This is a genomic window from Gemella sanguinis ATCC 700632 (genome assembly GCF_000701685.1).
Classification (GTDB): Bacteria; Bacillota; Bacilli; order Staphylococcales; family Gemellaceae; genus Gemella; species Gemella sanguinis.
Window position 1 is genome coordinate 1 of sequence record NZ_JNJO01000026.1, and the last position, 13,993, is coordinate 13,993.

Annotated in this window: 12 protein-coding genes and 2 rRNA genes; all 14 read left to right on the top strand. The window is 28.1% G+C overall.

The window, feature by feature from the left end; genetic code table 11:
- Positions 1 to 147: ribosomal RNA gene (locus tag T369_RS0107430) — 23S ribosomal RNA — on the top strand; the annotation flags it as partial.
- A gap of 69 nt (positions 148 to 216) precedes the next feature.
- Positions 217 to 331, top strand: a 5S ribosomal RNA gene (gene rrf / locus T369_RS0107435).
- Positions 332 to 470: 139 nt separating this feature from the next.
- Positions 471 to 1,469 carry a hypothetical protein gene (locus T369_RS0107440; RefSeq protein WP_031553770.1) on the top strand — a complete coding sequence of 333 codons (999 nt, stop codon included), beginning with the start codon at positions 471 to 473 and terminating at the stop codon, positions 1,467 to 1,469.
- Entirely contained in the window at positions 1,459 to 2,823 is a 1,365-nt protein-coding gene (locus T369_RS0107445) for a DnaD domain protein (RefSeq protein ID WP_031553773.1), read from the top strand. The genes T369_RS0107440 and T369_RS0107445 overlap by 11 nt, the downstream gene beginning before the upstream one ends.
- Positions 2,823 to 3,704 carry a primosomal protein DnaI gene (gene dnaI / locus T369_RS0107450; protein ID WP_016359677.1) on the top strand — a complete coding sequence of 294 codons (882 nt, stop codon included), beginning with the start codon at positions 2,823 to 2,825 and terminating at the stop codon, positions 3,702 to 3,704. The genes T369_RS0107445 and dnaI overlap by 1 nt, the downstream gene beginning before the upstream one ends.
- Before the next feature lie 158 nt (positions 3,705 to 3,862).
- Positions 3,863 to 4,294, top strand: a complete 432-nt coding sequence (gene mraZ, locus T369_RS0107455) for a division/cell wall cluster transcriptional repressor MraZ (protein WP_006364988.1) — start codon at positions 3,863 to 3,865, stop codon at positions 4,292 to 4,294.
- A 10-nt stretch (positions 4,295 to 4,304) separates the two neighbouring features.
- Positions 4,305 to 5,237, top strand: coding sequence for a 16S rRNA (cytosine(1402)-N(4))-methyltransferase RsmH (gene rsmH, locus T369_RS0107460; RefSeq protein WP_031553778.1), 933 nt, complete (start codon positions 4,305 to 4,307; stop codon positions 5,235 to 5,237).
- Positions 5,238 to 5,268: 31 nt separating this feature from the next.
- A complete protein-coding gene (gene ftsL, locus T369_RS0107465; RefSeq protein ID WP_006364985.1) occupies positions 5,269 to 5,595 on the top strand; it encodes a cell division protein FtsL in 327 nt (108 codons plus the stop codon).
- Positions 5,596 to 5,691: 96 nt separating this feature from the next.
- On the top strand, positions 5,692 to 7,794 hold the full coding sequence (locus T369_RS0107470) for a penicillin-binding transpeptidase domain-containing protein (RefSeq protein WP_233417892.1): 2,103 nt from the start codon (positions 5,692 to 5,694) through the stop codon (positions 7,792 to 7,794).
- Between the two features lie 9 nt (positions 7,795 to 7,803).
- Positions 7,804 to 8,787, top strand: coding sequence for a phospho-N-acetylmuramoyl-pentapeptide-transferase (gene mraY / locus T369_RS0107475; RefSeq protein WP_031553785.1), 984 nt, complete (start codon positions 7,804 to 7,806; stop codon positions 8,785 to 8,787).
- A gap of 1 nt (position 8,788) precedes the next feature.
- Entirely contained in the window at positions 8,789 to 10,129 is a 1,341-nt protein-coding gene (gene murD, locus T369_RS0107480; RefSeq protein ID WP_031553787.1) for a UDP-N-acetylmuramoyl-L-alanine--D-glutamate ligase, read from the top strand.
- A 5-nt stretch (positions 10,130 to 10,134) separates the two neighbouring features.
- Positions 10,135 to 11,139: a cell division protein FtsQ/DivIB gene (locus T369_RS0107485; protein ID WP_051618993.1), complete on the top strand. Its 1,005-nt coding sequence runs from the start codon at positions 10,135 to 10,137 to the stop codon at positions 11,137 to 11,139.
- Positions 11,140 to 11,359: 220 nt separating this feature from the next.
- The gene (ftsA, locus tag T369_RS0107490) at positions 11,360 to 12,745 is read left to right on the top strand and encodes a cell division protein FtsA (protein ID WP_233417893.1); all 1,386 of its coding nucleotides are present in this window, start codon (positions 11,360 to 11,362) and stop codon (positions 12,743 to 12,745) included.
- Positions 12,746 to 12,764: 19 nt separating this feature from the next.
- Positions 12,765 to 13,856, top strand: a complete 1,092-nt coding sequence (ftsZ, locus tag T369_RS0107495; protein ID WP_031553795.1) for a cell division protein FtsZ — start codon at positions 12,765 to 12,767, stop codon at positions 13,854 to 13,856.
- The last annotated feature ends 137 nt before the right edge of the window (positions 13,857 to 13,993 follow it).

The following is a 13,993-nucleotide window of genomic DNA, read 5'->3' on the forward strand; positions in this document are numbered from 1 at the left end:
GAAAGCATCTAAGCATGAAGCCCCCCTCGAGATGAGATTTCCCACGGATATTAAGACCCCTTGAAGACGACAAGGAGAATAGGTTAGGAGTGTAAGTGTGGTAACACATTCAGCTGACTAATACTAATAGGTCGAGGACTTAATCAAGTGAAGTTCTTTAAGGAAAGAAGTTGACAAAGAAAAAAATGATGATATAATAAATGTATGAAGTTTTCGTCTGGTGGCGATAGCGAAGAGGACACACCTGTACCCATACCGAACACAGAAGTTAAGCTCTTTAGCGTCGAATGTAGTTGGGTTTACGCCCTGCGAGACTAGAACGTTGCCAGGCAACAGTGACCTTCCTTTTGGAAGGTCTTTTTTTTTATTTTTATTCAAATGTTGATAACTTTACTAATAATTACTTAATTTGATTTTATTTGAAAAATAGAGTATCATATTATAGTAATATACTTTAAGGAGGTAGTAGAATGTTTTATCTAGAAGATGAAAAGACACTAGTATTAACTAATGAAAATAAAAAAGATATATTAAATGCCTTAACAAAAATTAATCAAGTATCAAATAATAAAAACATTAAAGTTGCTTATATAAAAATATTAGGAAAAGTTTTAGAATTTAATAAAGCTATTGAAACTTTTTATTATTCTCATAAACCAGGATATAATGAGGTTTATCAAGAAAGAATAGAAAGTTTAGATAATAGTTTAGATGAGTTTAGAAGAATAAAAGCTAGTTTAAAACCAGATTTTGATAAGGGACAATATTCAGAGGAAGTTGAACATGAATTTAATTCTTTATTATCAAGAGTAGAAGGAAGAACTTCTGTTATTTTTGAAGATGATAAAGATTATAGTTTCAATAATTATCTTGTTACGCTAATTAATGAAAAACAGTTAGAAGAATTTATTTGGTTGAATACTTTATATAACATTTATAAAGAGGGAAGTAGTATCAATAATATTGTTAAAGATTATTGTGAACTAAGTGATGTTGAGTTTTCTGATCTTTATAAAATATATTTATTTGTAACTGACTATAACATTAATCAATTATTATTAAAAAATGAATCTAAAATAATTAATAATGAATATCTTGAAAATTTTGAGAATTTCTTTAATTATATGTACCAACTTATTGATGATCTGCGTACCTTTGTAGCTAAAAAGGATAAAGAGAATATATTAAATTTCGCTACTAAAATTGAAAGTTATACAAATGTTAGTACGCCTTCGAAAGAGGAGTTTATCTCAAGTGTAAGAAAAGTTTTTAATTTCTTGCGTACTCTTTATGAAAATGATAATGCAAAATTACTATTAGACAATATCTATCCTATTCTTGTAAAATCATTTTTTGCGCCATTAAAAAATGATGATAAGATTAAATATGATTTTAATCCTGAGTTTATATATGCATTAGAATACACACAAATAATAATTGAAGTAATGGATGAAAATAATGGTAAATAGTATTTCTCCTAAAGACTTTTATTGTGTGTATAATGATTTTAATGTTGCTAGTAAATCACAAGAATTAAATTTACTGTATCTTCCCTTAATTGGGAGTGATGCAGTAAAATTATATCAATTTTTAGGAACTAAGATATTAGGTGATAGAAATTTATCAAAGAACTTTTTACATTATGATATTTTTGATAATCTTTCTTTAGATTCTAGAAAATTCACTTCATCTCGAAAGAAATTAGAAGCATTAGGATTATTATCAACTTATTATATTGATAATGACGGTGTAGGACAGTATGTTTATAAGTTAAAGGATGCTCTAGCTTTTAATGAATTTTTTGAGAATGCAATGTTATCTCAATTATTAGAAAATACAATAGGATCTAGTCAATATACTGAAATTAAAGAAACATTCTCTAATAATAAAGTTTCTTTTAATAGTTTTCAAGATTTAACAGCAACATTTTCTGATGTTTATAATTTGGAAAATGTGAATAATATTTATCTTAATACACAAGTTTTTGATAGTAAAAAAGGTGCTAATTTAGATGAATACTATTTTGATTTTTCTAAGTTAAGTTATTTTTTAGCTAATAGTTATATTGTAGACATATTAGATAATAAAAAGACAAAAGAAGATATACTAGGATTAGCGCATCTTTATAAAGTAACGCCTCAAGATATGGCAAGAGCAATAGAAAATAGTTTAGATGTTGAAAATGGTGGGTCAGTATTAAATATCAATAAGTTAAAAGATTATTTAGTTCAATTGTTTGTAAATGTTAGGAAACAAAATATACCTACACTTGATAAGATGATTACAAGGAAAATTGAAGAAGATTCTGTTGAATTAACAGAAGAAGATAAGTTTATAAAAGCTACTGACAATACAAATTATATTGATTATTTAAACAAAAAAATGAATTTAATTATTTCTACAGTAGATGCAGAGGCTATTAATAAATTACAAAAAAAATATAATTTTCCTACAGGAGTTTTAAATATTTTATTAGAGTATTCTATAAAAATGAGTAATTCGCCTGGTATTCCAAACTTTAATTATATGGATAAAATTGCTAGTACTTGGAGTAGTAAAAAATTACTAGGGGCAAAAGATGCTATAGAATATGTAAAAGAAAGACAAACAATAAGTAATAATAGAAAAACTAATAGTAAGCAAGTCAAAAGTACAAATAGTAAGAACAAGGGAATGTATATGGCTCCATTTCCTGAGTATCTTCAAAAAAGAAGAGATACATCTTCAACAGAAAATACTACTAAAAATAGAACTGTAACTAAAGAAGATGAAGAAGCATTTAGTGAGATGCTAAAAGAATTGAATAGTAAGAGGGATATATAATGAAGAAAGTATCTAATGTTATTCCAGAAAAATCAAATAAAATGTATGAGGAATTTATATCTACACGGGTGTTAAACGATAAAGATATTATTGATTTTATTCAAGTAAATAATTTTACTAAAGAAGATATCTATAATAATTTAGAAAAATTTTATCAATATTATATTTCTAAAGATGCCTCATTAGATTTAAATCACAAACCTAAATTATCATTAAATAATGGTGAAGTTAATATTACTTATACTGAAACTGAACAATATAAACAATATAGGCTAGCAAGTCAACTTGGTAATAAAATTAAAACGGAATATATCGCTAACAGAATATTAACATATAGTTTTGAAAATTTATCAAAAACTAAAGAAAAAGGTTTGTTAGCTCGTGAGTTAATAAGAGGTTGTAATGATATACTAGAAAATAAAAGTAAAAAAGGTGCGTATATTTACGGTGCTACTGGTACAGGAAAAACCTTTTTGCTAGGTTGTGTATATAATTACTTGAAAAGAAACGGAAAGCAGCCCGCAATAATATATTATCCTGAATTTATAAGAAAAATTAAATCTCGAATCAGCAACAATGATTATACCGAATATGTGGATATAATTAGAACACAAGAAATTTTACTAATCGATGACATCGGTGCAGAAAACACTACAGATTTTATTCGAGATGAAATTTTAGGACCTATTATAAATTATCGTGAGGCAGAAAAGCTTCCAACATTTTTCACCTCAAATCTATCATATGATGATTTGTTAGAGTTTGTTTCAACCTCTAATAATAAGGTCGATTATACGAAAGCGGTAAGAATTGTAGATAGAATTAAATCTTTAACAAATCCATATTTTTTAGATGGTGAAAATGAAAGAGAATATTATTAAAAAAAGAGTTTATAAAATTTTTAAATAAATTTTATAAACTCTTTTTTTTATGTTTAGTAATAAAGTAGAAATAAAGTGAAAAAAAATTAATTTTTTTTAAAAAATAGTGGAAAAAAGTGGGGAAATGTGGTAAATTATATAAGTAAGGTGGTGAGATTATGTTTATCGGTCAATATAACAACAAAATGGATGCTAAAGGAAGACTTAGTATACCAATAAAATTTAGAGATGATTTAGGAGAAAAGTTTATAATAACAAGAGGTTTAGATTCTTGTTTATTTGGTTATTCTTTACAAGAGTGGCAAAAAGTGGAAAGTAAGATAAAATCACTACCTATTACAAAGAAAAATGCACGTACTTTCCAACGTTTCTTCTTTTCAGGGGCGACTGAAGTTGAGATCGATAAACAAGGAAGAATAAATATTCCAAATTCACTAATTGAGCACGCATCTTTAGAAAAAGAATGTGTGGTTAATGGACTTTCTAATAGAATAGAAATATGGGATAAAGATAGATGGGAAGATTTATTAGTTGAAAGTGAAGCTAGTGTCGAAGAAATTGCAGAAGAGTTAGAAGATTTTGATTTTTAGGATGGAAAAAATGTTTAAACATTATAGTGTATTATTAGAAGAAGCCGTAGAAGGATTAAATATAAAAGAAGATGGGATTTATGTAGACTGTACTCTTGGTGGTGCAGGACACAGCCTTGAAATATTAAAAAAACTTACAACAGGAAAGTTATATGCATTTGACCAAGATAATGTAGCTCTTGAAAATGCAAAAATTAAATTATCTGAATACGCAGATAAAGTTGTCTTTATAAAATCAAATTTCGAAAATTTAAAAGAAAAATTAGCGGAGCAAAATGTTTATGAAGTTGACGGTGTATTATACGATTTAGGGGTTTCATCACCACAGTTGGATACACCAGAAAGAGGATTTAGTTACAATTATGATACTAGATTAGACATGAGAATGGATACTGATGCAAGCATGAGCGCTTATGAAGTAGTAAACGAATATAGTTATCATGATTTAGTAAGAATCTTCTACCGCTATGGAGAAGAAAAATTTTCTAAACAAATTGCAAGAAATATCGAGAAGAAAAGAGAACTAGTACCAATAGAAACAACTTTTCAATTAGTAGATATAATTAAAGAATCAATTCCTGCAGCTAAAAGAAGAACTGGAGGACACCCAGCAAAAAGAGTCTTTCAAGCAATAAGAATAGCAGTAAACAATGAACTTTCAGTTTTTGAAAACTCTCTTGAACAGGCTATAGATATTGTAAAAGTAGGTGGAAGAATTTCAGTAATTACTTTCCACTCATTAGAAGATAGAATATGTAAGCAAATCTTTAATTCATATGCAAAAAATAAAGATATTCCAAAAAATCTTCCAGTGTTACCAGAAGAGAGTTTATCTAAATTAAAATTAATTACTAGAAAACCTATCTGTCCAAGTGAGAGGGAATTAGAGGAAAATAATAGATCTAGAAGTGCAAAATTACGAATAGCAGAAGTGCAAATATAAGAAATTAAAAAAGAGAAGGAATAAAGGAAAGATGGCAACGTTAAAAGTATATAGTAGAGAATATGGTACTAGAAAGGTACAAGAAAAAGTAAAATTCAACGTAGTAGAAAAGATAGGCTATGTTGTATTTGGAGGAGTTATTTTACTTACTAACATAGTTATGTTAAACTATAAAGGGGAATTATATTCATTAAAAAGTGCTCAGCAAAGAAATGAAGTAGTTATTGCAGAAAAGCAAAAAGAAAATAATGAACAAAAAGTTATTATTAATAATCTATCTTCATATGAAAGAGTTAAAAAAATAGCTGAGAGTTTGGGTATGAAAGTCCAAAATGACAATATAAAGGTAGTGAGATAATTGAAAAAATTTTTACGGAATATATTTACTCTTGGCTTTTTGGAAGATAAAAAGAGCTTAGAGAGAAAAGATTATATCTCAAGAGGAAGAACAAAAATGGTATTTTTTATAATTTTTGTTTTTTTCTTTGTATGGATATTAATAGCTAATATTGGCCAGATGATGTTAATAGGTACAGTCAGAGGCCAAAACTTATCAGAATTATCAGATAAAAAATATAAAATTGATACAAGTTTACAACCAAATAGAGGAAAAATATATGATAGAAATGGAAATATCTTAGCTGATAATATTGAATCATATAAACTAGTTGCTGTAGTATCTGATAAAGCTACAGAAGATAAAGATAATCCTCGTCACGTTGTTGATATCGATAAAACAGCTAGAGAATTGGCAAAATATGTAAAACTTGATGAAGGCAAAATTAAAGAGACATTACAAAAACAAGGTGTATACCAAGTAGAATTTGGGACTGCTGGAAAAGATATAAGCGTTGAGGATAAGAAAAAAATAGAAGATTTAAAACTTCCAGGTATTAGCTTTATAGCCACTACAAAAAGATATTATCCTAATGGAAGTATGTTAGGAAACTTTTTAGGTTTTGCTCAAAATTCTCCAGATAGCGATCTTATAACAGGACGTTTAGGTGTGGAAAAAACTTTTGATTACTACTTAAGAGGTAAAGAAGGGCATATAACTTATGCAAAAGATGCATGGGGGAAAGTTGTTTCTAATATTCCTAAAGTTGAAATAAATCCAGTAGATGGGGCAGATATTTACTTAACAATAGATAAAAATATTCAAAGTTATATAGACAATACCCTTAAAGATGTTCAAGAAAAATATGAACCAGAAAGTGCGTTTGCTATTGTTGTAAGTGCTAAGACGGGTGAAATATTAGGAATGGGGCAAACACCTGCATTTAATCCTAATACACAAGAAAACTTAGAAAGTGCTTGGTCTAATATTTTTTATAACTCAGCATATGAGCCTGGATCAACATTTAAAACATTCACTTTATCAATTATAATGGAAAATAATTTATACGATCCAATGAAATATTATAGATCTGGGTCATATAAAGTAGAAGATACTGTTATTCATGACTGGAATAAAGTAGGATGGGGTACTATAACTGAAAGACATGGTTTCCAACAATCATCTAATACTTTAATGTTAACATTATTACAAGATTTAGGAACTGAAAAATTAAAAAATGGATTAGAGAAGTTTGGATTTGGAAAAACAACAGGTGCATTATATAATAATGAAGCAAGCGGAGATTTAGTATTTAATAACAAAGTTTCAGCTTCAACTACAGTTTTTGGACAAGGTAGTACAGTAACAGCAATGCAAATGGTACAGGCTGAAACTGCAATTTTAAATGATGGTAATATGTTATCACCATATTTCTTACAAAGAATTCATGATAAAACAATAAATAAAGATGTTAATAGTGGTCAGAAAACTATTGTTGGAAATCCAATTTCTAAAGCTACTGTAGATAAAATGAAAGAAGAATTATATGGAGTAGTAAATGGAAGTTGGGCACAAGGTGGTAAAAAATATGCGTTAGATAATTATACTGTTTCGGGGAAAACAGGGACAGGAGAGGTAGTAGATCCAAAAAGCCGTAAATACTACAGTAGTCAATATAAAGTGTTACACTCATTTATAGGATATGCACCTAGTGAAAATCCTGAAGTTATTGTTTATACTGGTATGAAATTACCAAATAAAAACCTTGCAGAAAGTTTTGCTAAAGGGTCATCAGAGATTTTTAAACCTGTAATGGAAAATACGCTTAATTACTTAAATGTTAAGAAAAATGATTCTTCAAATGAAGTAACAACTTATACAATGGATGATTATATTGGAAGTAGTTCAACTTCTGCAGTAGAAAAACTGGCTAAACAAACTAAAAGTGTTGTTTTAATAGGAAGTGGAAAAAATGTTTTAAATCAATTCCCTTCTAAAAATAATATATTTAAAAAAGATGATAAAGTATTTTTACTTTTATCAGATGAGAATATTCAATTACCTAATTTTGCAGGTTGGTCAAAAGCAGAAGTTTTAACTTATAAACAATTATCTGGTTTAGATATTGAAGTAGAAGGAAATGGATATGTGCAATCACAATCTATTCCAGCGGGAAGAAGTGTGAAAAAAGGAGAGAGTATAAAAATAAAATTTAGTTAGGAGAAAACAATGAGTAATTCAAATATAGTGGTAGCAATATCGTTATTAGTAGTATCTTTTTTAGTAACCGTATTAATGTTACCAAAGTTAATAAAGTATTTGCATTATTTAAAATTTGGGCAAGCAATTAGAGAAGAAGGACCTCAAAGTCATATGCATAAAAAAGGAACGCCAACTATGGGAGGTATTTCTTTTATAGTTGCTACCGTACTTGCATTAATAATCGCAATGTTTATTGATAGTTCAAATATTAAATACTATTTTCTATTTATCTATACGACTATTTCATTTTCAATAATTGGATATATTGATGATATGTTAATAGTAGTAAAAAAGAAAAATGATGGATTAGCTCCAAGAAAGAAATTAATGTTACAAATATTATTTTCTATAATATTCTATGTATTAGTTAAATTTATTTATGAAGATATAAATTACATCTATATACCTGGATTAGAATATCAGCTTAATATATCTTATCTTTATATGGTATTTGTTGTGTTTTGGCAAACAGGATTTTCTAATGCTGTAAATTTAACAGATGGGTTAGATGGCTTAGCTACCAGCGTAACAATTATTACAACAAGTACATTTGCTTTATTAGCATATAAGGAAAATAATTTTCCAGTTTTTGTATTTTGTTTAGTATTAGTAGGAGCCTTAATAGGATTCTTATTATTTAATAAAAATCCAGCTAAAATATTTATGGGTGATACAGGATCACTAGCATTAGGAGGTATTTTAGCAGCTATTTCCATAATTTTACACAAAGAAATAGCGTTTATTTTCATAGGATTAGTATATATACTTGAAACGTTATCTGTTATTATTCAAGTTGCTTATTTTAAAAAGACTGGGAAGAGAATTTTTAAAATGTCTCCATTACATCACCATTTTGAATTGTCAGGATACGGTGAGGTAAAAACAGTTTATTTATTTGTAATAATAGCTTTGATTTCTTCAGGAATAGGATACTTTTTAGGGGTGATTTAATATGTTAGATTTAAAAAATAAAAAAATACTAGTTTTAGGTTTTGCAAGAAGTGGATATTCAACTGCAAAAATTTTAAAACAGTTAAATTATAATGTAGTTGTAAATGCATATGATGATTTGAGTAATGATGCACATGCTAACGAATTACGTGATTTAGGAATACCTATTATTGATGGAGGACATCCACTTTACTTGCTGGATGAAATTGATTTGATAATAAAAAATCCTGGAATTAAGTATCAGATTGATTTTTTACAAAAAGCTATTGAGAAAAAAATTGATATTATTACAGAAATAGAATTAGCTAATACTTTATTTAATGTAGACATGGTAGCAATTACTGGTACAAATGGTAAAACTACAACTACTCAAATGACTTATGATATTTTAAAGCAAAGTAATAAAGATGTGTATTTAGCAGGAAATATAGGCTATCCATCAATAGAGGTAGCTTATAATCATCCTAATTCTTTAATCATAACTGAGGTATCATCATTTCAATTAGAAGGAACTAAATATTTTAGACCTTCTATAGCAGCTATAACAAATTTAGGTGAAGGACATCTAGATTATCATAAAAGTATAGAAAATTATAGAAATGCTAAAAGAAAAATATACAGAAATCAATTAGATACAGATTTTCTTATTTTAAATATTAAGGAAAAAGATAAATATAATATAAGTGAAATAAATTCAAATATAATTTTTTATGATACAAAATTTAATACTGATGCAGATGTGTATATAAAAGATAATATGGTAATATATGGAGATGTAGAATTATTTGATTCTACAAAATTAACACTTCCTGGATTACACAATGTTGAAAATGGAATTAATGCTGCGGTAATCGCTTATAAAAAAGGTGCTGATATTGAATCGATAAGAAGTGTTTTATACAACTTTAGTGGAGTTAAGCATCGATTACAATATGTTGGAGAAAATAAAGGAATAAAATATTATAATGATTCTAAAGCGACGAACCCTGTTGCAACAATAAACGCATTATCTGGATTTGAAAAAAATGTGGTATTAATTTGTGGAGGACAAGATAGAGGGATAGATTTTCATGAGTTATCTCCATATTTGAATAGAGTTAAAACTGTGGTAGTAGTAGGAGAAAGTGCAGATATCCTAAAATCTTTAGCAGATAAAAATAATGTCAATTGCATAAAAGCGATAAAAATAGATGATGCAACAGAAAAAGCGAGTAAGATAGCTGTTTCAGGTGATATTATATTATTATCTCCTGCATGTGCATCATGGGATCAGTATAAAAGTTTTGAAGTACGTGGAGATGAATTTATTAATACATTCAAGAAAATCCAAAGTGAAGGATAGATATTATGAATAGTAAAAATAAAAAATTACTTTCAAAAATAAATAGTGAAAAACGCCACGCTTCAATTACAAAAATTAAAAGAAAACGTCGCAGAGAATTAGCATTTATAATTTTAATATTTTTAATTTTTATTTCAGTAGTAGCTTTCATGTACAGCCCGTATATGAAAATTAGAAATATAGAGGTTCAAGGATATTCACAAATTACAAAGGAAGAAATATTAACTGCAGGTAATATTAATGAAAATATTAAAACATGGTCTGTAAAAGATAGTGAAGTAGAAAAAAATATAAAAGATAAATTTAATATTTTTAAAAAAGTAACTGTAAAATCTAAAATTCCATCTTCTATCAAAATAGAGGTAGAAGAATATAGATTAATTGCTCAAAAAAAACTTGATGATGGTGGTTACCAGATTATAATGGAAAACGGGCAAACATATAATGGACAAATTAGAAATAGTTATAATTTACCAATAGTAGAGAATTTTGAAAATAACGGTAAGTTAGAAGAAGTTTATAAAAATTTAGCACAGTTGAAACCTGAAGTTTTAGTACAGATTTCAGAAATTATTAATAGTAATGACTCTGAAATAATTATCTATATGAAAGATGGTCAAAAAGTTAAAGCCATGTCTTCAACATTCGCTCAAAAGTTAAATTATTATGATGAAATATCCAAATATATTAAAGATAAAAACAAAACAACACTTAATTTAATAAATGGAGCATATTTAGAAACTGAAAAATCTGATGCTGAAAAAAATAGTAAAATAAAAGAATTATTAAATAAAATGAATGGTTCAGATTCTAAAGAAAAAGAAAATACTAAAGAAGAAAAAGAAGATAAAGAAAATACTGATGATCAAGTAAATAGTGATAATACTGAGCAACAAGTAAATTCAAATAAAACTTCAAATCAAAATAAAAATAAATCTACAAACCAAAGTAAAACTGCAAAGAAAACTACAACAACACAAAATACTAATAAAACTAAAAAAACTTCATAGTAAAAAATACTATTCAAAACTTAAATTTTGAATAGTATTTTTGTAAAATTGAAAGAAAAAGATAAAAAAAATCATTTTAAACAAATAATTTCATAAAATTTTAATTTTTTTGGTGTTTTTCATATTTTTTTTTTAAAATTTGTGTTATAATTTAGTATGTGTAAATAGAATTTGTGTGTATTTACAATTTTATTATAATAACAAAAATATAGAGGAAGGAGTGTTTGACTTGAGTTCACAATTATATACTTCAATAGATCTGGGATCATCGAGTATAAAAGTTATAATCGCAGATGTAGTATATGAAAAATTGAATATATTGGGTGTTGGTATTGTAAAAACTACAGCAATAAAAAGAGGAAATATTATAGATGTAGAATCAGCATCTAGAGATATTCAAAAAGCGATAGATATTGCTAAAAGTGAAGCTAATAAAGACATAAGATCATTATATGTAGCAGTTCCAAGTATACACACTCATATTAAAAAAAGTGTTGCGGAAATTAAATTTGATACTAAGCACGATATAGATGGTAGAGATATCGAAGAAGTTATAGAAGAAGCAAAAATTTTACCTTTACCAAGAGAAAGAGAAGTTGTCCAAGTTATTCCTGATTACTACAGATTAGATGATATTGAACATATCAGAAAACCAAAAGGGATGACGGCTCACAATACATTTGAAGTAACAGGAAATAGAGTGTTTACTTCTAAAACTCATCTACATACTATATACAAAAGTATAGAAAACCTTAGACTAGATTGCAATGAAACTTTCTGTACTTCACATGCATTAGGAGAATTATTACTAAATGACGAAGAAAAAGATTATGGTTCAGTAATAATTGATATCGGAGCTGGGTTAACAACAGTAAGCTATTTTGAAGATGGTATTTTACAATTATCACAATCTATAGAATTAGCTGGTGAGGATATTACAAGAACTATATCTGATGTATTAAATGTACCAACTAAACGAGCAGAAGAAATTAAACTTACTCAGGGGCATGCATTTTATGATACAGCTTCATCACAAGTAGTTATTGAAATCGATAATTTAGAGCCGGATGAAGAACCGTATACACAAAAAGAATTAGCTGATTACATAGAAGAGGTAGTAGAAGAAATAATTCTACGATCTTTCGATGTATTAAGAAAAGCTGGAATTAATCGTGTTAAAGGAAATGTAGTATTGACAGGTGGTACTACTCAAATGCCAGGGGTATTAGAATTAGCAAAAGATATGCTAAGAAAAATGAATGTAAGAATTGGTTCACCAAAGATTATAGGAGCTAATTCTCCAGAGTTATCAGTAGTTGTAGGTACACTTACTAGTAGCTATAAAATTGAATCATTATTCGGTTATCAAGTTACTGAAGAGATTGCAACAATAAAGAATACTAACTCAACTTTTGAAAATGTATCATCAATAGAAGAAGTTAATATTTCTAAATCAAGAGTAGAACCTACTATTGCTAGTGAGAACCATATAGAAGACAATGAACAAGAAGTTTATTATGAAGATGAAGATAATGAAGAAAAAGACGATAAAGAACAAGGTCTGTTCAGTAAATTAAGTAAAATGTATAATTCGTTTTTTGAATAATTAGGAGGAAAATAAAATTATGTTTCAAGAATTTGATCAATCAGCAGTAATTAAAGTAGTCGGAGTTGGAGGCGGTGGTGGAAACGCCGTTGACCGAATGGTAGAAAGTGGTATTCAAAATGTAGAATTTATCGCTGTTAATACAGATGCTCAAGCATTAAGACGCTCTAAAGCAGATGTAAGAATCCAAATAGGTGAAAAATTAACAAAAGGTTTAGGAGCTGGTGCGAATCCAGAAGTTGGACGTAAAGCAGCTGAAGAAACTAAAGATAAAATTGAAGAAGCATTAGAAGGAGCAGATATGGTATTTGTTACTTCAGGAATGGGTGGAGGAACTGGAACAGGTGCAGCTCCAATCGTTGCAAGTATCGCTAAAGAACTAGGAGCTTTAACTGTTGGTGTTGTTACTCGTCCATTCAATTTTGAAGGTAAAAAACGTCAAGTTCAATCAACAGCTGGTATTAACTCATTAAAAGGTGCTGTTGATACTCTTATCGTAATTCCAAATGATAGATTATTAGATATCGTTGATAAATCTACTCCAATGATGCAAGCATTCGTTGAAGCTGATAATGTATTACGTCAAGGGGTTCAAGGTATCTCTGATTTAATTAACGTATCAGGAACAGTTAACTTAGACTTTGCTGATGTTAAAGCTATTATGGCTGACCAAGGATCTGCATTAATGGGTATTGGTGTAGCTTCTGGTGAGAATAGAGCAATTGAAGCAGCTAAAAAAGCTATTTCTTCACCATTACTTGAGACTTCAATCGTTGGAGCTAAAGGTGTGTTATTAAATATTACTGGTGGACCATCATTAAGTTTATTTGAAGCACAAGCAGCAGCTAGCATCGTTCAAGAAGCAAGTGATGACGAAGTAAACATGATCTTTGGTACAGTATTTAACGAGGAATTAGAAAAAACTGACGAGATTATTGTAACAGTAATTGCTACTGGATTTGAGGATGATGGAGTTAATGTTGAAAGAGATATTTTAACACAACGTCCTGCTCAACAAGAAGCAAGTTCATTCACTAGTGGATATGGAAAAAATGAAGTGGAACAAGAAATGTACCCACGTCCAAGAAGAAGAACTAGAAGAGAAATCTAATAAAAGTAAAAAAGCAAAGCTATGTACCGACCCCAAAAAGTTAGACCAAAAAATCTAACTTTTTGGAGGTCGGTATTTTTATGTCAAAATATACATTTGAATTAAAAAAGAAAGTAGTATTAGAGTACCTAAATGGA